The sequence below is a fragment of the Limnobacter sp. UBA3528 genome, from assembly GCF_002377005.1.
In the GTDB taxonomy this organism is placed as follows: Bacteria; Pseudomonadota; Gammaproteobacteria; order Burkholderiales; family Burkholderiaceae_B; genus Limnobacter.
Genome location: NZ_DFOZ01000026.1, coordinates 1 through 23760 on the forward strand (window position 1 = coordinate 1; position 23760 = coordinate 23760).

26 protein-coding genes and 1 riboswitch are annotated in these 23760 nt (G+C 53.0%); of the genes, 8 read left to right on the top strand and 18 right to left on the bottom strand.

Annotated features, from left to right (window positions below; translation table 11 throughout):
• Together B4N58_RS07330 and msbA are read left to right on the top strand one after the other, a co-directional pair.
• Positions 1–275: hypothetical protein (locus B4N58_RS07330; RefSeq protein ID WP_291747549.1), on the top strand; the 275-nt coding region annotated here is incomplete at its 5' end.
• Between the two features lie 31 nt (positions 276–306).
• Positions 307–2073 carry a lipid A export permease/ATP-binding protein MsbA gene (msbA, locus tag B4N58_RS07335; protein WP_008249657.1) on the top strand — a complete coding sequence of 589 codons (1767 nt, stop codon included), beginning with the start codon at positions 307–309 and terminating at the stop codon, positions 2071–2073.
• Here msbA and rfaQ read toward each other — a convergent pair.
• On the bottom strand, positions 2046–3089 hold the full coding sequence (rfaQ, locus tag B4N58_RS07340; protein ID WP_198006808.1) for a putative lipopolysaccharide heptosyltransferase III: 1044 nt from the start codon (positions 3087–3089) through the stop codon (positions 2046–2048). The genes msbA and rfaQ overlap by 28 nt on opposite strands.
• A gap of 163 nt (positions 3090–3252) precedes the next feature.
• Here rfaQ and B4N58_RS07345 point away from each other — a divergent pair, with 163 nt between their 5' ends.
• From B4N58_RS07345 to B4N58_RS07355, 3 genes are all read left to right on the top strand, one after another.
• Positions 3253–4386, top strand: coding sequence for a glycosyltransferase family 4 protein (locus B4N58_RS07345; RefSeq protein ID WP_291747557.1), 1134 nt, complete (start codon positions 3253–3255; stop codon positions 4384–4386).
• Positions 4386–5195 (top strand): hypothetical protein, encoded by an 810-nt coding sequence (locus B4N58_RS07350; protein ID WP_291747560.1) that lies wholly within the window; start codon positions 4386–4388, stop codon positions 5193–5195. Before B4N58_RS07345 ends, B4N58_RS07350 begins: the two co-directional genes overlap by 1 nt.
• A gap of 292 nt (positions 5196–5487) precedes the next feature.
• Positions 5488–6615 carry a porin gene (locus B4N58_RS07355; RefSeq protein ID WP_291747563.1) on the top strand — a complete coding sequence of 376 codons (1128 nt, stop codon included), beginning with the start codon at positions 5488–5490 and terminating at the stop codon, positions 6613–6615.
• Positions 6616–6802: 187 nt separating this feature from the next.
• Here the strand turns inward: B4N58_RS07355 and B4N58_RS07360 are convergent, their stop codons facing one another.
• The 14 genes from B4N58_RS07360 to B4N58_RS07425 form a co-directional block, all read right to left on the bottom strand.
• Positions 6803–7204, bottom strand: a complete 402-nt coding sequence (locus B4N58_RS07360) for a hypothetical protein (RefSeq protein WP_105028198.1) — start codon at positions 7202–7204, stop codon at positions 6803–6805.
• Positions 7205–7398: 194 nt separating this feature from the next.
• The gene (bioB, locus tag B4N58_RS07365; protein ID WP_291747568.1) at positions 7399–8394 is read right to left on the bottom strand and encodes a biotin synthase BioB; all 996 of its coding nucleotides are present in this window, start codon (positions 8392–8394) and stop codon (positions 7399–7401) included.
• Between the two features lie 9 nt (positions 8395–8403).
• Positions 8404–9750: an adenosylmethionine--8-amino-7-oxononanoate transaminase gene (gene bioA / locus B4N58_RS07370; RefSeq protein WP_291747572.1), complete on the bottom strand. Its 1347-nt coding sequence runs from the start codon at positions 9748–9750 to the stop codon at positions 8404–8406.
• A gap of 6 nt (positions 9751–9756) precedes the next feature.
• Entirely contained in the window at positions 9757–10374 is a 618-nt protein-coding gene (gene bioD / locus B4N58_RS07375; RefSeq protein ID WP_008249676.1) for a dethiobiotin synthase, read from the bottom strand.
• Positions 10371–11171 (bottom strand): methyltransferase domain-containing protein, encoded by an 801-nt coding sequence (locus tag B4N58_RS07380; RefSeq protein ID WP_008249677.1) that lies wholly within the window; start codon positions 11169–11171, stop codon positions 10371–10373. The genes bioD and B4N58_RS07380 overlap by 4 nt, the downstream gene beginning before the upstream one ends.
• Positions 11172–11188: 17 nt before the next feature.
• Positions 11189–11932: a hypothetical protein gene (locus tag B4N58_RS07385; protein WP_291747576.1), complete on the bottom strand. Its 744-nt coding sequence runs from the start codon at positions 11930–11932 to the stop codon at positions 11189–11191.
• Positions 11929–13107: an aminotransferase class I/II-fold pyridoxal phosphate-dependent enzyme gene (locus tag B4N58_RS07390; protein ID WP_291747579.1), complete on the bottom strand. Its 1179-nt coding sequence runs from the start codon at positions 13105–13107 to the stop codon at positions 11929–11931. Before B4N58_RS07390 ends, B4N58_RS07385 begins: the two co-directional genes overlap by 4 nt.
• Before the next feature lie 6 nt (positions 13108–13113).
• On the bottom strand, positions 13114–14589 hold the full coding sequence (rng, locus tag B4N58_RS07395) for a ribonuclease G (protein ID WP_291747776.1): 1476 nt from the start codon (positions 14587–14589) through the stop codon (positions 13114–13116).
• A 20-nt stretch (positions 14590–14609) separates the two neighbouring features.
• Positions 14610–15281, bottom strand: coding sequence for a Maf family protein (locus B4N58_RS07400; protein ID WP_291747582.1), 672 nt, complete (start codon positions 15279–15281; stop codon positions 14610–14612).
• 8 nt (positions 15282–15289) lie between these two features.
• The gene (gene rlmH, locus B4N58_RS07405) at positions 15290–15760 is read right to left on the bottom strand and encodes a 23S rRNA (pseudouridine(1915)-N(3))-methyltransferase RlmH (protein WP_291747585.1); all 471 of its coding nucleotides are present in this window, start codon (positions 15758–15760) and stop codon (positions 15290–15292) included.
• A gap of 15 nt (positions 15761–15775) precedes the next feature.
• A complete protein-coding gene (rsfS, locus tag B4N58_RS07410) occupies positions 15776–16198 on the bottom strand; it encodes a ribosome silencing factor (protein ID WP_008249689.1) in 423 nt (140 codons plus the stop codon).
• Between the two features lie 42 nt (positions 16199–16240).
• Positions 16241–16891 (bottom strand): nicotinate-nucleotide adenylyltransferase, encoded by a 651-nt coding sequence (gene nadD / locus B4N58_RS07415; RefSeq protein ID WP_291747588.1) that lies wholly within the window; start codon positions 16889–16891, stop codon positions 16241–16243.
• A gap of 45 nt (positions 16892–16936) precedes the next feature.
• Positions 16937–17470, bottom strand: coding sequence for a hypothetical protein (locus B4N58_RS07420; protein WP_291747591.1), 534 nt, complete (start codon positions 17468–17470; stop codon positions 16937–16939).
• A 19-nt stretch (positions 17471–17489) separates the two neighbouring features.
• A complete protein-coding gene (locus B4N58_RS07425; RefSeq protein ID WP_291747594.1) occupies positions 17490–17834 on the bottom strand; it encodes a hypothetical protein in 345 nt (114 codons plus the stop codon).
• A 267-nt stretch (positions 17835–18101) separates the two neighbouring features.
• Between B4N58_RS07425 and B4N58_RS07430 the strand changes: the two genes are divergently transcribed.
• A complete protein-coding gene (locus tag B4N58_RS07430) occupies positions 18102–18560 on the top strand; it encodes an HIT family protein (protein ID WP_291747596.1) in 459 nt (152 codons plus the stop codon).
• Between the two features lie 57 nt (positions 18561–18617).
• Here B4N58_RS07430 and hemF read toward each other — a convergent pair whose 3' ends face one another.
• The 3 genes from hemF to B4N58_RS07445 are packed head-to-tail and all read right to left on the bottom strand — an operon-like array spanning position 18618 to position 21557.
• Positions 18618–19523, bottom strand: a complete 906-nt coding sequence (gene hemF, locus B4N58_RS07435; protein WP_291747599.1) for an oxygen-dependent coproporphyrinogen oxidase — start codon at positions 19521–19523, stop codon at positions 18618–18620.
• A gap of 15 nt (positions 19524–19538) precedes the next feature.
• Positions 19539–20810, bottom strand: a complete 1272-nt coding sequence (gene purD / locus B4N58_RS07440; RefSeq protein ID WP_291747602.1) for a phosphoribosylamine--glycine ligase — start codon at positions 20808–20810, stop codon at positions 19539–19541.
• A 21-nt stretch (positions 20811–20831) separates the two neighbouring features.
• On the bottom strand, positions 20832–21557 hold the full coding sequence (locus B4N58_RS07445; RefSeq protein ID WP_291747605.1) for a YebC/PmpR family DNA-binding transcriptional regulator: 726 nt from the start codon (positions 21555–21557) through the stop codon (positions 20832–20834).
• A 142-nt stretch (positions 21558–21699) separates the two neighbouring features.
• Between B4N58_RS07445 and mscL the strand changes: the two genes are divergently transcribed.
• Both mscL and B4N58_RS07455 read left to right on the top strand, forming a co-directional pair.
• Positions 21700–22140 (top strand): large conductance mechanosensitive channel protein MscL, encoded by a 441-nt coding sequence (gene mscL / locus B4N58_RS07450; RefSeq protein WP_291747608.1) that lies wholly within the window; start codon positions 21700–21702, stop codon positions 22138–22140.
• A gap of 130 nt (positions 22141–22270) precedes the next feature.
• A riboswitch (glycine riboswitch) is annotated at positions 22271–22386 on the top strand.
• A gap of 54 nt (positions 22387–22440) precedes the next feature.
• Complete coding sequence (locus B4N58_RS07455; protein ID WP_291747611.1) at positions 22441–23730, top strand: D-amino acid dehydrogenase; 1290 nt, start codon at positions 22441–22443, stop codon at positions 23728–23730.
• The last annotated feature ends 30 nt before the right edge of the window (positions 23731–23760 follow it).

The window sequence follows — 23760 nt, forward strand, 5'->3', positions numbered from 1 at the left end:
CGGAGGCGTCCATATACGGCAAAACACATGGCCGAGTCTCGGTGTTGGCTAATCGCCAAACGCAGCGAATGAATCCAAACGGGGCGGTTTTCTTGAAGTTCGTAACAGGCAAACCCACTGCCGAGTTGGCCGAAGCACCGCCGTTGGCGAATCTTCCACACACTCCGCTAGGGCTCGGTTGCGTGATCGCTGCTGATTGTGCAAGCGAACACGCTGATTGGGCGACGAGCACATGCCGCTTGAGTCGAACCCGCTTGCCACCCACAACCGTGTAAACTTCGACCATCCAATCCACGTTCACGTTGCATGCCCGAAATCACTGACTACACCGCCAAAGGTCTGTACAAACGCCTGCTTTCCTACAGCCTGCGTTACTGGCCGCTTTTCGCGACATCTTTAATTGCCCTGGTGTTCGCCGCTGTCACTGAGCCCTTGTTTGCCAGTCTGATGAAGCCGCTGATCGACGAGAACTTTTCCGGCGAGCGAACCGAAATGGCGAAGTGGCTGCCAGTCATCATTATTGTGTTGTTCCTCATCCGCGGTTTGGCCACGTACATCAACGAGTATTGCAGTGCAAAGCTGGCAGGGTTGGTGGTTCACGATTTGCGATTTGACATGCTGTCCCGAATTTTGCGTTTCCCGAATTCATATTTTGTTGAGCAACCCGCCGGGAAAATCATTTCTACGGTGTCCACCAACGTGGATGCGGTCACCGAAGCGGGTTTCAACATCATCACTGTGCTGATTCGTGACGGTGCAATTGTCATTGGCCTTATGGCTATTCTGCTTTACACCAATTGGCAACTCACCCTGATCTGCTTTGCAATTCTTCCTTTGATCGCCATTGGTGTATCCGTGGCGGCCAAGCGTTTGAACCGCTTTGCGCACAGCGCGCAAACCTCGCATGCCGATTTGGTGCAAAGCATTTCTGAGGTCATTGGTGCACAAAAAATCATCAAAATTTATGGTGCACAACAGGTGGAAACCGATCGCTTCATGAAAAGTGCAGATGAAATCATGAAGTCGCGCGTGAAGCTGGTGGCCACCAGTGCGGCCAACTCTGCAATTGTTCAGTGGATACTCGCCGCCGCTGTGGCTGCTGTGGTGTACTTCGCGGGTATTTTGGCTGAAAGTGACAGCATGACTGCGGGCGATTTCGCGTCGTTCATGACTGCCATGATGATGTTGCTGGCCCCGGTCAAGCGCCTCACCAATATTAACCAGCAACTTCAGAAAGGCCTGGCTGCGGCAGACAATGTATTCAGGGTTGTCGACCGTTCCATTGAAAACTCCAGCGGTACCCACACCACCGATCGGGCCCTCGGTTACATTGAATTCAACAAAGTGGGGCTGACCTTTCCCGGCGCAGAGGCACCCACGCTGATTGACATTAATTTGTGGGTAAAGCCTGGCCAAACCGTGGGCATTGTGGGTGTGTCGGGCGGTGGCAAGTCCACACTGATTAACCTGCTGCCCCGTTTTCTGGACCCCACAAGCGGCGTGGTGAAGCTGGACAGTGTCGATTTAAAACAATGGGATTTGCAGTGCCTTCGCCGCCAAATTGCAGTGGTAACCCAGGAAAGCCATTTGTTAAACGACACCGTGCGCAACAACATTGCTTACGGCGAAATGCGCGGTGCCAGCGATGAAGCCATTTTGAATGCCGCCCGCATGGCCAATGCCCTGCCTTTTATTGAAAAACTTGAAAATGGTCTGGATACGGTGCTGGGCGACAACGGACTGAGATTGTCTGGCGGCCAGCGCCAGCGGATTTCAATCGCACGGGCGTTCCTGAAAAATGCGCCCATTCTTATCCTCGATGAAGCCACGTCTGCACTCGATTCCGAAGCAGAGCGTGAAGTTCAAGAGGACATGGAACGATTGCGCCATGGTCGAACCACACTGGTGATTGCGCATCGATTGTCCACGCTGACCACGGCCGATTTTATAATCGTGCTGGACCAGGGCAAGTTGATTGAGCAGGGTACCCATCAGGAGTTGCTGGCAAGGCAGGGCAAATACCACTACCTGCATTCCATTCAAAATCAGTCCACAAGTTTATCCACTGACTGAATTACAACCTCAGTGGGAATGGCCGCCAGCAAACGCGTGGTGTCATCGGTATTGATGCTGTCGGGGTGGGGGAGTGGCCCAAAATCGCCAGCATAAATGACTGTGGCTTTGTCTGACCAAGGCCGCCATTCTTGTACCCACGAGGGGCCAAACAGCGCCACTTGCGGTACATTCAATGCCGCTGCCATGTGCATAGGGGCCGAATCTACGCCCACATAAAACTTGCTCAATTTCAACAAAGCCGCAAGCAAAGGCAGGCTCATTTGGCCACCCACATTCACCAGTTGGTTTGAGCCCGGCGAACGCTTGGTGCGTGCCAGCCGCTCAATCTCGGCGGTCATGGCCACTTCCACGGGGTCTGGGCTGCATGTCAGCACCACGTGTAAACCCTGGTTTAGCAAATGCACAACCACGTCAGCAAACTTGTCGTCTTCCCAGCATTTGAAGGGCCAGCGAGCAGCAGGGTGAATCAACACAAATGGTCCATTCACCTTGTGTTGGGCCAGCAGTTTGTCGGCTTTGTCCAGATTCTCGGGGCTTGGGCGCAACACCATTTCACCGCGCAGGCTGCGGGGGTTAATGCCCAAGGCTTGCAGGCACAGCAGGTTCAGCTCCACGGCGTGTGCTTGCCCGCGGGGTGGAGGTACCACGCGGTGCGTAAAACAAGCATGCCACAGGGCCTTGTCGCGTTTTGCATAGGCCATTTGTACGCGCACTGGTGCATTTGAAAAGCGTGCAATCAACGCACCAATCCATTGATCGGTTAAATGCACCACTGCATCGTAACTGGTGCGCCTCACTTGAAAAATCAGGCCAAGTTCGGCCTTCAACCTTGCAAAACCTTTCAGCTTCCGGTCAATGCACAGCACTCGGTTTAAGTGTGGATTGTTTTGCAACAGGGGCGTGGTTTCTTTGTAAATCAGCGTATCAACCTGTACGCCCGGGAATTGGTCGTGCAAGGCGTGGTACAAGGCCGTGGTTAACAGCACATCGCCGTGGTGCCTTAATTTAATCACCAAAATTTTCTGCAAAGTATTTCAACCCGGTATTGATTAGAGTGAATTCACGCCCATGCGTGTGCGGTGGCGCATTAAACTGACAAATGAACCAGCGCGAACGTTGAGCAAACACAGAGCGAATATAGACCGTGATTCCAACCAATTTTGTTTTCCAATTCAAATGACCAGCATTTTCTTCTCTGAAAGTTCCAAAAATATCGGTGGTCAAGAACTGCAATTGCTCGAGCAGGCGGTGGGCCTGAAAGCCAAAGGCTACACGCCTTATATATTGTGCCGACCAGGCAGCCGCATTTCTCAGGAGGCCTACAAGCTGGGTTTGAATGTTGAATTTGTGGCATTTCGTAACGCCATTCACCCTCCCAGTGTTTTAAGGCTGGCCAATTTGGTTCGGCAACACAAACCCGTAGCGGTGGTGTGCCACAGCAGCCACGATGCCAATTTGTGTTCCATCACCGTACATGCCTTGGCAAAAATTGGCTTGCTCAAGCCCCGGCCCACTTTAATCCGCATGCGCACCTACCAGCCTGGCCCGGCCAAAGCATTCACTTACAACCAAATGTTTGACCAAACTTTCACGCCCAGCCAGGCCCTGAAAGACCAACTGTTGCAAAACAGTGGGGTATTGCCCGAGAAGATCGGTGTTCTTTACCCCGGCATTGATTTTGAAGGTATCGCCGCTGCTGCGGCGCTAGGTTTGCCCCCTGAACTTGATGCGCGCTTGAGTGATTTGCAGCAGCGCCCTGTGATTGCCCATGCAGCCATGTTTCGAGTTGAGAAAGGGCACAGCTTCATGCTGCAGGTGGTGAAAGCTTTGCTCCCACAGTTTCCGAACCTGTTGTATGTGGCAGCCGGCGAGGGTGAAACCCGCCAAGCCATAGAAACTGAGGCACAGCGTTTGGGCTTGGGCAAGCATGTGGTGCTGCCCGGCATGTTGAACCCAGTGGCACCGCTGATCAAACGTGCCGATGTATTGGTGATGCCTTCCAGTTATGAGCCCTTGGGCATGAGCCAAATTGAAGCTTTGGGTTTGGGTGTGCCTGTGGTGGTCAGCAATGTGGGTGGTCTGCCTGAAACAGTAAAAAGTGGTGTAACGGGCTATGTATGCCCGGCACCCCATGCGCCCGGTGCGCTCGATGCCTGGGTTCAAGCACTGGGTGCTGTGCTGGCCGAACCCCACAAAGCCCGTGACATGGCCGCACTGGGGCGGCAAACGGTGCTGGCCCAGTTTGGCAAACAAAGCAATATCGATGGTTTGGTGGGCACCATTCAAACACCAAGGCTGGGTCGATCCTGATGCCTTCGGTTCAGCGAATCGGTGTGTGGTTTGGCCAAGGGCTGCACAATGCCCTGGCAGCACGCGCCGCCTTGGGGCAATTGCAAGTGGAGCACCCCGGTGCAGATTGGGTTTTGTTCGGCCCCCGCAGCAGCTTGTTTTTGTTTGAAATGGATGAGCGGGTGCCCGTGTACATTCCTTTGCGCACCCTAGAGCCGCGCCGCCCTGCGCAAACTCGCCTTTCTTATTACCTCGAAAAACGCGCCCAGTTTAAAAAGCTGCGCGGCTTGAAGCTTGATCTGTGTATTGGGATTTCTGCTTCGGTACCCTTGCCTGAATTGAACCTGCAAGCGGCCACGCAGTTTCAGCACGTGCAAAAAATGTTGGGTATCAGCGGAGATTTTATACAGCAAGAGTTATCGGTTTTTCTGCAAGCTGAACGGTCTTTGTTGCAGGCTGGGCCCCAAGCCTTGGCTTATGCAACCCAGCTTTACCGCAAAACTTCACCCGGCCTGCCTAAGGCTGTGGCCTTGCTGTACGCAGAAGAAAATGCACCCGGTTTGGATATGCAATGGCAAGCCTTACACAGCAGCCTGGCCAAGCTAGATAGTAATGTGCACTTAACAGTGGCTGCAGTGATTGGGGAGAATCGCTTATTGGCCAGGCAATTAAACACCAGTCAGCCAGCTTGGCTACAACTGGCTTTGCCGCAAGCCATGGGCTTGATTGCGTACGCGGACCGGGTGATTACTTCTTCAGAAGTGATCACCCTAATTTGCGCCGAAATGGGCCGTTCAGACCGCCTCTTGTTGGTTAAAAGTCACAGTTAAGGCTTGGCTTTGGAAGCCACCCGCTTTGGGGTCGGCTTTACCTGGTTCTGAAATTCTAAGTTTTTCATTCGCAAGGCTTTTTGCGGTTCTCAAGGCGATTTTGGTGAATTGTTGATGTCATAAAACTATGGGTTTGATCAATTTCTCCTGTTGCACGTCAGCGACAAAAACACCGATTTCCCCATTCTCACACCACGATTTGGTTGGTCGGCCCAAGGGTCCCCGTGTACATTGTCTCTCGTGCCGCTAGAAATGGCGGCAAAGATTCAACCAACACTAATAAGGGTGAAATATGAACAAGAAGCTAGTAGCTGCTGCTCTGGGCCTGGCATTTGCCGCTCCAGTATTTGCTGATTCATCAAACGTAACTTTGTATGGTCGTGTACACCAAGTCTTAGACCAACAATCGACTGATACCGCCGGTGGGAACTTTGCCCTAGAAGATGCTTCTTCACGATTCGGTATTACCGGTCGCGAAGATCTGGGCGGTGGTTTAAGTCTTGTGTTTGGTTACGAGTTCTCCGTTAAGGCTGATGCCAACGCTGGTGTTGGTGGTCGCCACTCATACATCGGTATGAAAGGCGGCTGGGGTACTTTGGTGGCCGGCCAGCAAGATGGTGGTAATGAAACTGTTGCCCCTCTGTATACTCAAGCTGGCTTCCTTGGAAGCGTATCTAATCAAGCCGGTCCTCTGGTGGTGATCGGTGGTGGCGGTACAACATTCAGCAATGATGTAGCGATTCAACGTGTTCAGCGCTTGAACAATTCTTTCGGTTACAAAACCAATATTGGTGGAGTAGCTATTGAAGCGCGCCATGGTTTGAGCGGTGGTAACAACCAAGATACTGCAACAAACGCCGGCAACAACAACCCAAACAACACCGCAACTGCTTCGAAAGAAAACGGTTCGCGTCAAACTGAAGTTGCTGCAACCTACAAGCTGGGTGCGCTGACTGTTGGTGGTGGCTTCCAGATGTTTGACCAGCAAGGTCAAGATCCTTCAGTGTTTAACGCTGCCTCAACAGCTGGTCCCGCTGGTGCTGGTGCAAATGCAGAGCGCACAGTTCAGGGTATCATTACTTACAATTTTGGCGCATTCACATTGGGCGGCATGGTAGCACAAACTAGTTTATATGAAACCAACCCAGCCAATGGCGAAGACAGCAACACAGAATACCTGTTGTCAGCCACTGTACCTATGAGTGCGAACAGCGGTCTTTTCGGCATATACGCTGATTCCGAGCGCAACAATTTGGCAGCACCCGCCGAACTGACCCAAGCTCAAATCGCTTACTACTACGACTTCAGCAAGCGCACACGTACCTACGTGGGTTTCAACCGCCTGACAACTGAAACAGTTGCAACTGGTGCTGAAGCCGATCAGGACAACTTCACTATTGGTCTGCGTCACAACTTCTAATTCAACGTCAAGCTTAAGCTTGGTTTGAATGCAAAGCTTGAAAAAGCCACCTTCGGGTGGCTTTTTCTATTCAAGCCGAAGCAACATATGCACGTGAGTAATTGAAAAGATCAAACGAAAAAAAAGCACCTGAAATTACTCAGGTGCCGTCATTCAAGGAAATTTGACTGTCAAACGAATGATGTGCCTACTGCAGGTTCATGTCAAGCTGTACGCCGCACAAGGTGCTGCTGTAGCGTGTGGCGCTGCCGCTGTTGCTCATGCAACCCAGCGAGGTGGTTTGAAGTTGGTTCTCGGATACTTTCAAGCCAAAAAACAAATCGGGGTACTTGTTGCCTTCTTCACGGCTTAGTTTGAATACCCAATCTCCGGTACCCCACTGGGCACTCATGGGGGCTTTGTTGCGATCCTGGTTCAGTCTGAACCCATAACCAAGCCCACCGTTCTCAGAACTTGTCCAGCGGCCCCATTTGCTCAACGGGTTTTGCCCATCGATATTCAGGGTGACGCCGCCAGCTTGGGCACTGGCCAAAGTGGGTGCCAGCAAAGGTGTTAGCACCAAGCAGGCACAAAATAATGTTTTTTTCATGTTCTTATTCCCTTCAACAGCAGCAATTCAAGCAATTTGCGCTGTTTCGCATGCAAGGCTTTAATTATGCGCGTAATTTTGGTGTGGATAAAGCGGGAGAAGAGTTGTCTTCACCCCGCCAAACCATTGATTTGACTCAGGTATTTGAACCTGTTGTTTGGAATTTCTTGATTAAAAACAATGGGTTTTGCTGCTTAACTCTCAAGTCGCTTTAAGCCCAGTTTTTCGAATAACTTGGTGTCGCGTTCCAATTCCGGGTTGTCTGTTACCAACAGTTTTTCGCCGTAGAAAATTGAATTGGCACCTGCCAGGAAACAAAGCGCTTGGGTGCTCTCATTCATGCTTTCCCGGCCGGCTGACAAACGCACAAAACTGGTGGGCATGGTAATTCGTGCCACGGCAATGGTGCGCACAAAATCAAGCGGATCAATTTCGGCGTTGTCAGCCAGTGGTGTGCCTTCCACTTTCACCAAATTGTTGATGGGCACGCTTTCCGGTGGTTCGGCCATGTTGGCCAGTTGGGCAATCAGCCCGGCGCGTTGGTTTACCGTTTCACCCAAGCCCACAATGCCACCGCAACACACCTTGATGCCTGCATCGCGAACACGGTCTAGCGTGTCCAAGCGGTCTTGGTAGGTGCGGGTGCTGATAATGTCGCCATAAAAATCGGGCGAGGTGTCCAGATTGTGGTTGTAGTAATCAAGGCCAGCCTCTTGCAATTGCTTGGCTTGGTGTTCTTTCAGCATGCCCAGGGTAACGCAGGTTTCCAGCCCCATGGCTTTCACAGCGGTCACCATTTCGCCCACCGCATCAACCTGGTGGTCTTTGGGGCTGCGCCATGCAGCACCCATGCAAAAACGTGTGGCGCCTTTGTCCTTGGCGGCCTGTGCGGCTTTCAGCACTTCATCGATGGGCATCAGCTTTTCTGCTTCCACGCCAGTGTTGTACTTGGCCGATTGGGGGCAGTAGCCACAGTCTTCAGGGCAGCCGCCTGTTTTAATCGACAGCAGGGTAGACAGCTGCACGGTGTTCGCATCGAAATGCTCGCGGTGCACCTGCTGCGCCTTGAAAATAAGGTCGTTGAACGGCAGTGCGAACAGGGCTTCAATGGCCTCGACGCTCCAGCGTTGCTGATCAACGGCGGGTGGGGCTGTTTTTTTGTTTTCAACCCAGGTAATTTGGCTTTCCATGTGCATCCTTCAGAACAATTCGCTTCCGGGGCCGGGTGCAATCAGGCTGCCCCAGCGTTGTAATACGTGCATCAGTGTTTGGTAGGCGTTTTCCAGTGTCTCGGGCTCGGTGCAATAAGGCGGCACCCAATACACGGTGTTGCCCAGGGGGCGCACCACAATGCCCAGTTCCAGAAACGTTTGGCGTATCCATTGACTCGCGCTTGAACCATACTGACTGTGACTGGATTTTAGCTCAAAGGCCGCCACGGTGCCGCACACGCGCGGGTTTTCAATCAGGGGGTGGCAAGCCAAGGTGGGTAACCAGCGCTGGTGGGTGGCTTCAATGCGGTGAATGTTCGCCCATGTGCTTTCTTCATCGAACAAGGCGAGGCTGGCCAGGGCCGCAGCGCAACCCAATGGGTTTGCGGTGTAGGAATGGCCGTGCAGCAAGGCATGACCAACATGGTCGCTTAAAAACGCATCGTACACCGCTTGGCTGGTGAGTGTGGCTGCCATGGGCATGAAGCCGCCGGTGAGCCCTTTTGAAATACAAATGATGTCGGCTTGCCCCCCAAACTGTGCCACTTGTTCGGCGGCAAACAGAGTGCCGGTTCGGGCAAAGCCAGTGAATACTTCGTCGAATATCACCAGAACACCGACCGCTTCGCAGCGTTTGCACACTTCAGCCACATGGGCTGCGCGCATGAATCGCATGCCGCTGGCACCTTGAATCAAGGGCTCTAGTACCAGCGCAGCAATTTCACCTGCACTGTTTGCCAGCAAATGATCGAGTGCAGCCAGGGCCTGTTCTTCCATGCAGGCGCAAACACCGGTGGGTATGAAATCAACATGAAACAGCCAGGGTGCGAAGGGGGCGTAAAAACCACTGGATTTGCCAGTGGCCATGGCGCCGAAGGTGTCACCATGGTATCCACCTTCCAGCGCAACAATGCGATTTTTACTGGCCACACCCTTGTTTTGCCAATACTGAAAGGCCATTTTCAGGGCCACTTCAATGGCGGTGGACCCATTGTCGGAGTAAAACACCTTGGCCATGGGGGCTGGGGCGTTGTGAATCAGGCGTTCGGCCAACTGCACAGCGGGCGGGTGGGTTACACCCGCGAACATCACATGTTCAAGCTCAAGTGCTTGTTGTGCAATCGCCTTCGCAATGGTGGGGTTGCTGTGCCCATGAATATTCACCCACCAGCTTGAAACGGCATCAAAGTACTTGTTGCCTTGGGCATCGACCAAAAACTCACCTTCACCATGTACCACTGCCAAAGGTGGCGAAGCGGTTTGCATTTGCGTGAAGGGGTGCCAGCAGTATTGCGAATCCAGTTCAAGCAATTCGGTGTGGGTAAGTTGTTTCATAGGGGCTTACAAACTGCCTAGCGCGCGAATAAGCCGCTCTGGCATGCAAAATTCAGCCAGTGCCTGCGGGCTCAATTCATTGAAAACCGGCAATTCAGCCAACACCGGTACTTCCCCAAAATGTTCAATGGCTTCGCGGTTGGCTGGGTGTGTTTCACCCACCATCACCACGCCCAACACAGGCACGCCAGCAGCTTTCAAGGCCTGCAGTGAAAGGCAGGTGTGGTTAATTGTGCCAAGCCCGCTGCGGGCCACCAGCAGGGCGCAGCTGTTCAGGTGTTTCATCAGGTCGAGCATGGTGTCGCGCCAGTTCAAGGGTACCATGCACCCGCCGGCGCCTTCGATAATCAGTCGCTCTGCTTTGGGCAACACAAAGTCACTGAGCTGAATCTTTATGCCATCAATGTCTGCCGCCTGGTGGGGCGACAAGGGCTGGGTGAGGCGATACGTTTCCGGGTGCACTGTGCAGCCGCTCAAGCGAGCAATCCACTCGCTGTCGCTGCCACCGTCAAGCCCGCTTTGAACGGGTTTCCAGTAATCGGCTTGCCAGTGTTTGCACAACCAGGCGCTAGCGATTGTTTTACCGATGCCGGTGTCGGTGCCAGTCACAAACAAATGTTTCACGGCCGTTCCAGATAGTAAAAACCAATGTGGTAGTTCATGGTGCAGGCTTCGCCCAAGGCGGATATTACCTTGCGAAGGTTCACTGGCGTGTGGTTTACGCGGGGTTGGTCTGCACCAATGGCACGCAGGCTGCGTGCAAAGGAAAGCCCATCAGGATGATGGTCCAGAAAGTTTTTGGTGTGGTGTGCAGTGCTGGCGGCAATGCCCTCAGCAACCAGTGCGTTCAGGATGTTTTGCAAATCATCGTGGCTGGGCAAGGGCCGCAAGCCACTGGTTTGCCCCGTGTCCTCGTGCGCTACCTCCCAGGCTTGAAATGAGCCATCCAGCAACACACTGAATGCGATGGTATTGGACACCGAGAGCCAGCGTCGAATGGCCTCTTCAATGTTGCTGAACCATTGCGCGCACATGCCTGACACCAGCAGTGAATGGTTTGGAATCCACAGGTGTTCTACGGCCAGCTCCTCGCCATTGAGTAGGTGGGTGTGCAGGCGCTCAGTGGGGTACTTGCGCTTCAGCTCGGTGAGCATGCCTTGCGCCAAATCAACGGCATGCACGGCGCTTTGCGGAAATTTGTTCAACAAATGCTCGGTTAAAAAACCGGTGCCACTGCCCACATCGACGCAAGCCTTTGGGTTGAAATTGACCGGCAGCATTTGATCCAGCCACTGACCCAGATGTTGGGCTGAGTGTTTCTGCACGCGAGCATGGTGATCGTAATCGCGGGCAGCATCGGAAAAGCGGCTTGAGGCAGCCCGGGCTGAATTCGGTTTTCGCGGCAATGCGTTTTCAGACATTTCAATGTAGCTTGAAATTAATGCTGGCTAAGAAGGGGCAACAAGATGTCAGTATACCGCGCAGGGGCGGTGGCAATGCCTGCGTGCTCGGAAGCCAGTGTGTACAGCCCACGGTTTTGCTGTTTCAGTGTGGGATCGAAGCATTGCTGTGCCAGCGCGAGTGGCACTATTTCATCCCTGTTGCTGGCCCAGGCGTGCAATTCTGCACCATGGGAAAGGGCCTGTTGCAAGGCCTGTGCAGCGTTTAACGTTTGCATGCTGCGCAGGTCGGCCAACAAGGTTTGTTCGTTCAAAGTGGCCCAGTGCGCATCGTGCCCGCAGCGTTTGTGAAAGTCTGCCAATACCTCGGCCATATTCTGTTCGGCCTTGTGGATCATGCGGGCAAGCACCCGGTTGTTGGTGAAGTGCGTAAATCCGTGCAAGCTGAACAGGCTGTGCCAGCGCACTGAAAAATCAAGCAGTTTCGAAAACCCGAGCGAATGCCCGAGGCCCAGCCAGGGTACTTCGGCGTGGGCCAGTACCAGGCTGTGCAGCACTTCAGCGGGGTAGTGCACCCAAGGGCTCTGGTTGTTGATCCCCTGTGTGTAAATCATCAGACCTTGCCGGGCTTGCTCGGGAAAATAGCCTGCTTCCAGGCAGACAAACAAGGTGGTGTTGCGTGTATTTGCTGGCAGGGCATTGAGCAAGGCGTTGAAAAAACGGTGGTTGTAGCCCCAGCCGTGAGCCATGAACAGCACTTGTGTAATTTCGGGCTGCTTCATGCGCTCACCTTCCAGTGGGTGAGCGCGTGCAGCAGTTGCTCATACACGGCTTGCTGGTGGCCTGTGTTGAGTGCAAGTCGAACTCGCGCAGCATTTGGCGGTACCGTGGGCGGGCGCACTGCAGATGTTCGAATACCCGCTTGCTGCAAATGGGCTTTGAGTTCGAGGCATGCGGTGTTGCTGCCCACCACCAGGGGCACAATGTGGGTGTTCGATAACCCCGTGTCGAACCCCTGTTCATGTACGCGGCTGCGCAGTGTTTCGGCGGCAGTGTGCAGCGCGCACCGATCCTTGTTCAGGTTTGGAATGATTTCCAGGGCTTTGCTGACCGCACCAATCACGAAAGGCGAGGGCGCAGTGGAATACACAAAGCCTGTGCAGCGGTTGACCAAATATTGCTTGAATGTTTCGCTGCATGCGATGTAGGCACCGCTTACCCCCACAGCCTTGCTGAAAGTGCCCATGATCACCCAGTGCCCCATGGCTTTCAGAGCGTCAATGGCAGGGTCGGTTATCGCACCCAGTCCGCGTCCCTGTGGGCCCCATACACCTGTGGCATGCGCTTCATCCAGGTACACCACAGCCTTGTGTTGCAGGGCAATTTCTGCGAGTTGTTCAACCGGCAGCAAATCACCTTCCATGCCAAAAACTGTTTCTGACACAATGATTTTCGGCTGCGTGGATTCGGTGTGTTTGGCCAGCAGTTCAGCCAAATGCGCCATGTCGTTGTGGCGAAACCGAATTTGTTTCACGCCTGCCAACTGGCAGGCGTGGTGCAGGCTGGCGTGGTTCAGTCGGTCGGTGAAAACCAAAGGATCAACGCCACTCCACAGGCTTTTGTCCAGCAGAGCGGCAAGCCCGCTGGCATTGGCTTGGTAACCACTTGAAAACACCAGCGCGGCTTCAGCGTTTTTGAATTGTGCAACTTGCGATTCCAGTTGTTCAAAGCAGTCCAGGTTGCCTGACAACAAACGCGATCCGGTTGCGCCTGCGCCGTATTTTTTCGCGCATTCATGGCCTGCTTCGACAATGTCGCCGCGCTGGGCCAGGCACAAGTAATCGTTGCTGGAGAAATCAAATGCACGCTGGTTCAATGGGCAGGGCAGCAACACCCGCTTCAAGCTGTCTTGGGCCAAAAGTTCAAGGCGTTGTTGGCTGGCTTGGCTCAGGTTCATCGCTGTTCAGGTCAGAATGATGTCGTAGTGTTCCTGCACAAATAGGTTGTCCACTTGCAAGGTAATTGGCTTGCCCACAAATTCTTCCAGCATGCCCAGGTGTTGCGCTTCTTCTTCCAGAAACAGGTCAATCACGGCTGGGCTGGCCAGAATACGAAATTCTTTGGGGTTGAACTGGCGGCTTTCGCGCACAATTTCCCGCATTATTTCGTAAGCCACGGTTTGCGCAGTTTTTACCTGCCCCTTGCCTTGGCAACTTGGGCAAGGTTCGCACAACAAATGCGCCAGGCTTTCGCGGGTGCGTTTGCGGGTCATTTCCACCAAGCCCAGTGCAGAAAAGTCAGTCACGCTGGTTCGGGCGCGGTCCCGGTCCAGGGCTTTCTGCAATTCGTTCAATACGGCTTTTTTGTGTTCCTCGGTACTCATGTCGATAAAGTCGATCACAATGATACCGCCCAAATTGCGCAGGCGAAGTTGGCGCGCAATGGCGTGTGCGGCTTCCAGGTTGGTTTTAAAAACCGTTTCTTCAAAATTGCGTGCACCAATAAAACCGCCCGTGTTCACATCGATTGTGGTCAATGCTTCTGTTTGGTCGATGATCACATAGCCGCCCGATTTTAAATCAACACGGCGGCCAAGCGCCTTTTGCAACTCGTCTTCGATGTTGTACAGCTCGAACAGGGGGCGCTCGCCCTGATGCAGTTGCAGGCGGTCTTTGGTTTCCTGTGCGTAGGTTTCAGCAAAGGTCAGCAGGTTTTTCAGGGTTTCTTTTGAATCAATCAGAATGGCTTGGGTGTCAGCACTCACCAGGTCGCGCACCACGCGCTGTGCCATGGTCAGGTCTTCGTAAATCAGGCTGGGTGCAGGTTTGGTGCGGGTCAGTTCCAGCATTTCGCGCCAGCGGGTGCGCAGGTAGTTCACATCCGCTGTCAATTCTTCATCAGTGGCTTCTTCGGCATGGGTGCGAATGATGAAACCGCCCGTGTTTTCTGGCAGCAGCCGGGTTAGCTTGGCGCGAAGTTCTTCACGTTCGCCTTCGTTTTCAATACGCTGCGAAACACCAATGTGCGGGTCTTGCGGCAGGTGCACCAGCATGCGGCCAGCCAGGCTGATCTGCGTGGTCAGTCGCGCACCTTTGGTGCCCAGGGGGTCTTTGCTGACCTGCACAATAATGGTTTGCCCTTCGAACACCATTTTTTCAATGGCGGGTGGGGGGTTGCCGTTCTGTTTCGATTGGTGGTGGTTGTAGGTGCGGTGTTCCCACAGGTCGGCCACATGCAGAAATGCGGCGCGTTCAAGGCCGATGTCGACAAATGCAGACTGCATGCCGGGCAGCACGCGCACCACTTTTCCCAGGTACACATTGCCCACAATGCCGCGGGTTGAAGTGCGTTCAATGTGAAGTTCTTGTACAGCACCGTGCTGAACAATGGCCACGCGCGTTTCCTGCGGTGTCACGTTCACCAGTATTTGTTCGTTGATCATCTTTTGCTTCTTGGGTATTAATCGATTCTTTTTGTAGCCTGGGCCACCGTTTGGATATGGCGCATCAATTCGCTGGTTTCAAACAGTGGTAAACCCATAATGCCAGAATGACTGCCGGAAATGTGACGAACGTATTGCCCTGCGATCCCCTGAATGCCGTAGGCACCCGCTTTGTCGAAAGGTTCGCCGCTGGCAATGTAGGCATGGATGAAGGTTTCAGGAAGTGGTGCGAATTCAACATGCGAGGTTTGCACCGTATTTTGGGTAGCAAGGGTGCGCCCATGGTTGCTCAGCCACGCGCCTGCCACTGCCGTGTGAACTTCGTGGATGGTGTTGGACAAGCTTTGCAGCATTTGAATGGCCTGTGCGGCATTTTCCGGTTTGCCCAGAATATTGCCATTCAGTGCCACAGTGGTGTCGGCGGCCAGCACCAGCCCGCTAAATTGCTGCGCACGCATGGCCTCAAGCGCGGCATTCAGTTTCAGTTGCGTAACCCGTTGCACGTACAGCAAGGGGTCTTCGTGCTCAAAAGGCGCTTCGAGTGCCTCGGCCTCTGGGCTACTCTGCGCCAAGAACACCTGCACTTGCAATCCAAGGGTTTGAAGCAATTCGAGCCTGCGCGGGCTGCGTGAAGCAAGCCAAACCAGGCTAGGTAAGCCGCTGTGTTCCGGGCGAGCGGGTGTGTTCATGGTTGGGCTTATTCGCGGTGGTATGGATGCCCAATGGTAATTGAAAATGCGCGGTACAGCGCTTCTACCACCAGCACGCGCGCCAGTGCATGGGGCAGGGTGAGGTCGGAAAGCCGCCACATGCCTTGGCATTGTTGCTTCAGGGTTTCATCCAGGCCGTCGGCGCTGCCAATCAGCAGGCACAATGTTTCACTGCTGTTGTGCCATTTCTGAAGTTGCTCAGCCAAGGCTTTGCTGGTGTGGCGCTCACCCCGTTCATCGAGTGCAACCACCCGTGCGCCATTGGGTATGGCCGCACGAATGCGCTCGGCTTCTTTGGCGAGAATTTGGTCAACGGGTTTGCCTGCAGACCGGTCTTCCGGTTTCAATTCTTTGATGGTCAGTTTCCAGTCGTTCGGAAAGCGTTTCTGGAACTGATCAACGGCCTGTTGCGCCCATGGCTCGATTTTGTGAGACAGGGCGATGACGTGGATTTTCAAAGCGAAGAGAAAAACTTAGTTGTACTGGCTTGAGTAGGCCTCGGCCTGTTGCGGGAAATAATCCACGCCGGGCATGGGTTTGCTTAGACTGTGCGGGTTCAACTTCACGCGCACTGGCTTGCCACCCCAAATTTCTTCCAGGTTGTAATACTCGCGAATGGCGGGTTGCATCAAATGCACCACCACATCGCCAAGGTCGACCAGTACCCATTCGCCTGTGTCTTCACCTTCGGTGCTGAACACTTCACCGCCAGCCTCCTTGGTTTTCTCGCGAACGTTGTTGGCCAAAGCGCGGGTTTGGCGGTTTGAAGAGGCTGAGGCAATGATGACTCGGTCAAAAACACCGGTAAGGTGGGTCGTGTCGAAGATGGCGATGTCTTGTGCCTTGATGTCTTCGAGGGCGTCAATCACGACGCGCTGCAATTTACGCAATTCCATGCAATTCCAAAGGTTTGTTAATTGCCTGAATTCTAACAACTTTCAGGGCTGGGCGCGACCATAAACTGGGTGCTGTGTCAGGTACTTGAACACGGCGGTGGGCAGGCAGGCTTCAAGTGTGAAGCGGGCGGTTTCTGCCACCTCGGCATTGGCTGAGCCCAGTAGCTCGAATTGTCTCCGAATTTGGGTTGAGCTGATGTTCACGCTGGGCATGGGTATACGAAACAGGCGATCTTGAAGTAAATGTCGTTTTAATGCCTCGGGTACCTGAAAATCGCCCCATTGGGTGCGGTCTACCACGCCAATGCGGGCGTAATCAAACAGGCTTTGCCAGTGTTTCCAGCTGGTCAGGTTGGCCAGTTGGTCAGCCCCAATCACGAAAGAAAACTTGTGGTCGGGGTGCTGTTCGCTGAGTTTTTCGAGCGTGTCCACGGTGTAGGTGGGCCCTTCATGCTCAATTTCGAAGGGCTCTACGCGCCAAGAGTGCACGCCATCAATGGCCAGTTCAACGAGTTTTTTCCGAACGTCGGCAGGTGCAAGCTCGGCATTGGGTTTTTGCCAAGGCTGGCCTGCGGGCATGAACCACACTTCATCGGCCATGCACTGTGCTTGGGCTGAACGAGCCATTTGCAAATGCCCCATGTGGATGGGGTTGAACGTGCCGCCGATGATGCAGATTTGCCGTGTGGGCATGGAGTGGTGTTGGAAGTAACAATTGCCCTTAGTTTACCTCAGGGCTTAGTTGGCTTTGTTCATGGGGTTAGGTGTTTGAACCTCGCGCAAGGCACTTGCCGCCTCTTGCCAATTGGAAATGTTGGCAATTGTGGGGGATGTGTCTTTGAATATCGACTCGAGTAAATTAAGTTTACCTTGCGAAAGTTGGGAGTAAATTGCCCGTGTTTCAAGTTGAATTTGGGATGGAAGAAGTAGCGCCAAGCCCGATTTAACCGGGTCAATCGGAGTTTCTGGACTCTCGCTGGTGTAAGAATTTAAATCAAGGATGGTTGAAATTAGCGCAAGCCTACTATGGCCAAGACAGGCTTGCTCAGCCTGATGGCGGAAGTGGGAAAGAGCACTGTGCAGTTCTTTAAGGGTGACTTTTGTCTCTAGCAGTTGAGAGACTGGAAGTGTTATTTTATTTATAGCAGCTTTTTGGGTATCACAACGTCTTAGTGCGTCCTCGTAAGCCACGGTTGCTTCGGATAGCTGGTTTGTTAGGTAGGTTTTTACTTGATCGGCAGCTATAGCGTGGGTTGAGATTGCTGTCAGCATAGTAAATATGCAAATGAACCTAGTCTGCACGACAACCTCCGTAAATATTTTGCCAAAAAATCGCATGGTTTCGATCGTAGTTTAGCTGGTAGTGTTCCCACATCAGCAATGCGTCAGTTTGAATACTTCGCTTCAGTATTTTCGGGATTTGATTCATGGCGTGCGCCCACAACTCCCAATCTGTGTTGTAAATGTTGTAAGTAACCTCAGCGACACTGGCTTTGAAAAATATCGAATAGAACACAGAGCTACCAAGAATGACCGCCAGGGCTGTTGAAGCTTCTTTGCGGGTAGTAATCAGTTGGAGAGCTTTTCGCGAACGGCTATCGGGAGTGAAGTTCTGAAGTATTTCGCAGGTTTGCATTTTCCGGGCCAGAAATTGTGTAAACCGGCAAACTAGCAAATTTTATTTGAAGTTGATAAACAGTCACTCGGGTCACCTCGGACTTTGTCGGTGCCGGAGTTGGATAATTGAGTTTGATTGATCACCGTTCAATAAAACCGGGTAATTCAAATCAATGGTTCTTTTTTACATGTGAAGAGAGAGGTTGCAACAAAGTACATATGTTTCGCAGTAGGGAGAATAGGTTTTCTCGAGCGATTATTGTACTCATGCCTATGGGGCTAATTAATGGACTGTATTTTCTGTCAAATCGTAAGTGGACAACAACCTTCGCATAAAATTTGGGAGGATGACAAATACCTAGCCTTTCTGTCGATTTTTCCAAATACTGAAGGATTTAGTGTTGTTATCCCGAAAAAGCACCTGTCCAGTTATCTTTTTGACCAGCCTGAAGTTGAGGTGGCGGGATTGATTCTCGCAAGTCAAAAGGTTGCCAAGATTCTTGATGGTTTTTTTTCAGATGTTGGTCGAACAGGTGTGATATTTGAAGGCTATGGCGTGGATCACCTGCACTGCAAGTTATTTCCAATGCACGGAACAGGAAGCGATTCGAAATTCAAGAAAATATCATCTCGCGTAAACAAGTTTTTTGAGCGCTATGAAGGCTATATTTCTTCACACGACCATGTTCGCGCAGACGACAAAGAGTTGGCTGAATTGGCCCATGGCATTAGAAACTCTTATTAATGTGGGCCTGTTTGTAAGAGAAACAGCCCCTGTGGTTTACTTATTAGGTACAAAAAACTAGATCCAATTTTTATCGATCAAAAAATCGGTGTACAGCCTAGCTTCCGCACTGCCTGCCTCAGGTTGCCAGTCATAGCGCCATTTCACCTGCGGGGGCATGCTCATCAAAATGGATTCGGTGCGACCACCGCTTTGCAGCCCAAACAAGGTGCCGCGGTCGAACACCAGGTTGAATTCAACGTAGCGGCCTCGCCGATAGGCCTGGAAGTCGCGTTCGCGTTCGCCGTAGGCCATGTTCATGCGGCGCTCAACAATGGGCAGGTAGCCTTTCAAAAAGGCATCTCCCACTCTGCGGGTCATTGCAAAGCTCTGCTCAAAACCCAGCTCGGAAAAATCATCGAAAAACACACCGCCTACACCGCGGGGTTCTTTGCGGTGCTTCAGATAAAAATACTCGTCGCACCATTTCTTGAACTTGGCATGGTAGTGCGCACCAAAGGGGTCGAGTGCATTTTTGCAGCTTTGGTGAAAGTGTTTCGCGTCTTCTTCAAAGCCGTAGTAGGGGGTTAAATCCATGCCGCCGCCGAACCACCATACCGATTCGCCTTCCACGGTGGTGGCTGCAAACAGGCGCACATTCATGTGCACTGTGGGTACATAAGGGTTGCGGGGGTGAAATACCAATGACACACCCATGGCTTCGAAGCTGGCACCCGCGAGGCCTTGGCGGCTGGCGGTGGCTGAGCCGGGTAGCTTATCGCCCATCACGTGGCTGAAATTGACACCGCCACGCTCCAGTAAACTGCCTTCTTCCAGCACGCGGCTGCAACCGCCGCCACCTTCTGCACGCTCCCATGAATCGTTCAAAAAAGGCTTGCTCTCGAACTGACCAATGCCCTCAATGATGCTGCTTTGAAGGCCTTGGAGGTATTGCTTCACCTGATTCAGTTCAGAGGGTGTCATTGTTCTAAGTCCTGATTACTTGCGATTGATGGCGCGGTAGCCAATGTCGCTTCTAAACTGCATGCCATCAAAGCTGATGGTGTCGATCAATTCATAGGCTTTGGCCTGCGCCTGGCGCACGGTGTCTCCCAAAGCCGTGGCGCACAGAACCCGGCCACCTGAAGTCACGGCCTTGCCGTTTTGCTCGACAGTTCCAGCATGAAACACCACTGCCTGGTCGCTGGCTTCAGCGCGCAGGGTGATTTCATCGCCAGTGCGCGGGGTTTGCGGATAGTTGTGCGCGGCGATCACCACACCCAAAGCCGTGCGGCGGTCCCATTCTGCTTCAACCTTGTCCAGCGTACCGTCAACGGCGTGGTCGAGCAAATTCACGAAGTCGCTTTTCAGGCGCATCATGATGGGTTGGGTTTCCGGGTCGCCCATGCGGCAGTTAAACTCCAGCACTTTGATGTCGCCCTTGTCGTCGATCATTAAGCCCGCATACAAGAAGCCGGTGTACACCAAGCCGTCTTTTTTCATGCCGGCAATGGTGGGGTAAATTACTTCTCGCATCACGCGGGCATGCATGGTCGGCGTAACAACCGGGGCCGGGCTGTACGCACCCATGCCGCCGGTGTTGGGGCCTTGGTCGCCGTCCAGCAAACGTTTGTGATCCTGGCTGCTGGCCATGGCCAAGGCGTTCACGCCATCGACCATCACAATAAAGCTGGCTTCTTCGCCTTCCAGAAATTCTTCAACTACCACACGCGAACCGGCGCTGCCCATGCTGTTGCCCAGCAACATGTCGTCAATGGCCTGGTGGGCTTCTTCGAGGCTCATTGCCACCACAACGCCCTTGCCCGCGGCCAATCCGTCAGCCTTGATCACAATCGGTGCGCCTTTGGCGTTCACATAATCGTGGGCCTTGGCAGCGTCGGTAAATGTTTCATATTCGGCGGTTGGAATTTTGTGCCGCTTCATGAAGGCCTTGGCGTAGTCCTTTGAGCTTTCCAGCTGGGCAGCCAGTTTGGCTGGGCCAAAAATACGCAATCCACGTTGGCGAAACAGATCAACTACTCCGGCGGCCAGCGGTGCCTCAGGGCCAACTACTGTAAGGTGCACTTGTTCTTTGGCCGCAAAATCGGCCAGTTCAGCCAGGTCGCTGATCGGCACATTTTCCATTTTGGCTTCCAGGGCAGTGCCGCCATTGCCGGGTGCAACAAATACCTTTGTTACACCTGGGGTTTGGCAAATACGCCACGCCATGGCGTGTTCGCGGCCGCCTGATCCAATCACCAAAATTTTCATGTCTGCAGTGCTCCGTACTTTTTACTCGTTGATGATCACGTTGGTGTAAACCTGTTGCACGTCGTCCAGGTCTTCCAGCATGTCAATAATCTTTTGCATGCGAATGGCGTCGTCGCCTTCCAGCTCGGTTTCGCTGGCTGGTTTCATGGTCAGTTCTGCGTTTTCGAATTGCATGTTCGCAGCTTCAAACGCTGTTTTCAGGGTATGAAACTCAGGCACAGGACAAGTTACTTCGATCACACCGTCGTCAGAGGTAATCACGTCGTCGCCACCGTTTTCCAGTGCCACTTCCATGATCGTGTCTTCGCTGTGGCCTGGGGCAAAAATAAATTGGCCACAATGCTTGAACATAAAGGAAACCGAGCCATCGGTGCCCAAATTGCCGCCGTGCTTGGTCAGCGCGTGGCGAACTTCAGCCACCGTGCGCACTTTGTTGTCTGTCATGCAATCGATAATGACTGCTGCGCCGCCCACGCCATAGCCTTCGTAGCGAATTTCCTCGTAGTTCACGCCCTCGGCTTCACCGGTCGCCTTGGCAATGGCACGCTGCACGTTGTCTTTGGGCATGTTGGCAGCCGCTGCTTTTTCCATGGCCAGGCGCAAACGTGGGTTGGTGGCAACCTCGCCGCCGCCCACACGGGCTGCCACGCTGACCTCACGAATGATTTTCGTCCACACCTTGCCGCGTTTTTCATCCTGCCGGTTTTTACGGTGTTGAATGTTGGCCCATTTACTGTGTCCTGCCATGGCTCACTTTCTGTTGTTGAATCAAAGAGGTGCGATTTTATCACCACCACGCACCTGCCGTATTGCCCAGAAAGGAATCTACAGCGATAATCTGCGCGGGTATTGGACTTTTACATTTGTATACATTCAACAAGGAGGCAACGTGAGTTTGCTCAAAGACTTCAAGGCGTTTGCAGTAAAAGGCAATGTGGTTGATTTGGCTGTGGCGGTGATTATCGGTGGCGCGTTCAGCGGCATCGTTAAAAGCCTGGTCGACGATGTGATCATGCCGATTGTGGGTCGTATTTTTGGCAGTCTCGATTTCTCCAACTTGTATTTGCCATTGGCTGAAATTCCAGCTGGCGTGGCCCCCACACTGGCCGCTGTCAAGGCTGCAGGCGTACCCGTGCTGGCTTACGGCAGTTTTATTTCGGTGTTGATCAATTTCATCATTCTGGCTTTCATTATTTTCATGATGGTTCGTCAGGTCAGCAAACTGACTCAAGCCCTGATCAAGGAAGAGGAAGCTGCACCAGCCGCGCCAGCGCCCACTCCTGAAGATATTCTGTTGCTTCGTGAAATTCGTGATTCATTGAAGAAGTAATTTAGACTGGCTTCTCCAGATTCGCAGTAGTACAATCGAAGACTGAATCTGGAGAGTGGCTAGCGCGTATCTGTGCTGGTCCGCCGAAGGCGCAATCCCCATGAACGCTCAGGCTTCAGTACAGGTTCAAGAATTCAAATCTGGAGAGCGCTGTGCGCGGCCAATCGCCGCGTAAGTACAGCCGCCGAAGAGGCAAGCAACGCAACCCGTTGTGAATCTTTCAGGCAAATGGACAGAGAGGGGCTACAAGGCAAATGGTTTGCCGAAAGCCCTTTTTACTGTTTGTGGAGCCTTTTCCTCATGAAAGCTATTGTTCTCGGTGCTGGTGTTACCGGCATTACTTCCGCCTGGTTTTTGAAAAAAGAAGGTTTCGACGTCACTGTGGTAGACCGTCAGCCTGCCGCAGGCATGGAGACTTCGTTTGCCAACGGTGGCCAAATTTCCGTGTCCCATGCCGAACCTTGGGCCAACCCCGGTGCCCCCAAGAAAGTGCTGAAGTGGTTGATGAAGGAAGACGCGCCCCTGCTGTTCCGTTTGCGCGCCGATGCCCGCCAGTGGCGCTGGGGCATGCAGTTTTTGCGTGAATGTACGCCTGAAAAAACCCGTCACAACATCATCCAGATGGTGAACTTGGGTACATTCAGCCGCAGCACCCTTCAAGAACTGCGCGCCGAGACCGGCATTGAGTACAACTGCCTCACCAAAGGTATTTTGCATTTCTATACCAACCAGCAAGAATTTGACGATGCATTGGAACCCGCTGAAATCATGCGCGAGTTTGGTTGCGATCGAAAAGTAATCAGCGCTGAAGAAGCGGTTCGCCTTGAGCCCGCTTTGGCGACTGTAAAAGACAAAATTGCAGGCGCCACCTTTACAGATGCCGATGAAAGTGGCGATGCGCATGTGTTTACCCAAAACCTGTCGAAGCTTTGTGCAGCCAAGGGTGTTGAATTCAAGTACGACACTGCAATTTTGGGCCTGGATACCGAAGGCGGACAAATCAGTGGTGTGCGTGTGCGTGGCGCAGATGGTCAGGTCCAAGTGCTGAAAGCCGACAAGTACCTGCTGTGCATGGGCAGCTACAGCCCCATGTTGGTGAAGGACCTGGGCGTTGACCTGCTGATTTACCCAGCCAAAGGTTACTCGGCCACCCTGCAAATCGACGACGCCAGCAAGGCCCCACAAGTCAGCCTGACAGACGATGAATACAAACTGGTATTCAGCCGTCTGGGCGACAAGTTGCGCATTGCAGGTACCGCAGAATTGAATGGCTACAGTACCAACTTGAACCATGTGCGTTGCCAGGCAATTACCCGCCGTGTCATGGAACTGTTCCCCGGCATGGCCGACCCAGAGCAGGCTGTGTACTGGACGGGTTTGCGCCCCGCAACACCCTCGAATGTGCCGTACATTGGTGTGTCCAAAATTTCAAACCTGTACCTGAACACAGGCCACGGTACCTTGGGTTGGACTCACTCGTGTGGCTCAGGCCGATCAATCGCCTCCATCATGAATGGCAAGCAGCCCGAACTGGATTTCGCATTTACTGGAATTTCTTCCAAGAAGGGCGAGGCCTTGGCCGTTGCCTAAGGCTTGTTTTTGCTAACATCAGCGCATTCG

Bases quoted from the DNA above. Each gene is read 5' to 3' on its own strand.
- msbA (WP_008249657.1), top strand. From the start codon at position 307: ATGCCCGAAATCACTGACTACACCGCCAAAGGTCTGTACAAACGCCTG.
- B4N58_RS07345 (WP_291747557.1), top strand. From the start codon at position 3,253: ATGACCAGCATTTTCTTCTCTGAAAGTTCCAAAAATATCGGTGGTCAA.
- B4N58_RS07350 (WP_291747560.1), top strand. From the start codon at position 4,386: ATGCCTTCGGTTCAGCGAATCGGTGTGTGGTTTGGCCAAGGGCTGCAC.
- B4N58_RS07355 (WP_291747563.1), top strand. From the start codon at position 5,488: ATGAACAAGAAGCTAGTAGCTGCTGCTCTGGGCCTGGCATTTGCCGCT.
- B4N58_RS07360 (WP_105028198.1), bottom strand. From the start codon at position 7,204: ATGAAAAAAACATTATTTTGTGCCTGCTTGGTGCTAACACCTTTGCTG.
- bioB (WP_291747568.1), bottom strand. From the start codon at position 8,394: ATGGAAAGCCAAATTACCTGGGTTGAAAACAAAAAAACAGCCCCACCC.
- bioA (WP_291747572.1), bottom strand. From the start codon at position 9,750: ATGAAACAACTTACCCACACCGAATTGCTTGAACTGGATTCGCAATAC.
- B4N58_RS07380 (WP_008249677.1), bottom strand. From the start codon at position 11,171: ATGTCTGAAAACGCATTGCCGCGAAAACCGAATTCAGCCCGGGCTGCC.
- B4N58_RS07385 (WP_291747576.1), bottom strand. From the start codon at position 11,932: ATGAAGCAGCCCGAAATTACACAAGTGCTGTTCATGGCTCACGGCTGG.
- B4N58_RS07390 (WP_291747579.1), bottom strand. From the start codon at position 13,107: ATGAACCTGAGCCAAGCCAGCCAACAACGCCTTGAACTTTTGGCCCAA.
- B4N58_RS07400 (WP_291747582.1), bottom strand. From the start codon at position 15,281: ATGAACACACCCGCTCGCCCGGAACACAGCGGCTTACCTAGCCTGGTT.
- rsfS (WP_008249689.1), bottom strand. From the start codon at position 16,198: ATGGAATTGCGTAAATTGCAGCGCGTCGTGATTGACGCCCTCGAAGAC.
- nadD (WP_291747588.1), bottom strand. From the start codon at position 16,891: ATGCCCACACGGCAAATCTGCATCATCGGCGGCACGTTCAACCCCATC.
- B4N58_RS07420 (WP_291747591.1), bottom strand. From the start codon at position 17,470: ATGCTGACAGCAATCTCAACCCACGCTATAGCTGCCGATCAAGTAAAA.
- B4N58_RS07425 (WP_291747594.1), bottom strand. From the start codon at position 17,834: ATGCAAACCTGCGAAATACTTCAGAACTTCACTCCCGATAGCCGTTCG.
- B4N58_RS07430 (WP_291747596.1), top strand. From the start codon at position 18,102: ATGGACTGTATTTTCTGTCAAATCGTAAGTGGACAACAACCTTCGCAT.
- hemF (WP_291747599.1), bottom strand. From the start codon at position 19,523: ATGACACCCTCTGAACTGAATCAGGTGAAGCAATACCTCCAAGGCCTT.
- purD (WP_291747602.1), bottom strand. From the start codon at position 20,810: ATGAAAATTTTGGTGATTGGATCAGGCGGCCGCGAACACGCCATGGCG.
- B4N58_RS07445 (WP_291747605.1), bottom strand. From the start codon at position 21,557: ATGGCAGGACACAGTAAATGGGCCAACATTCAACACCGTAAAAACCGG.
- B4N58_RS07455 (WP_291747611.1), top strand. From the start codon at position 22,441: ATGAAAGCTATTGTTCTCGGTGCTGGTGTTACCGGCATTACTTCCGCC.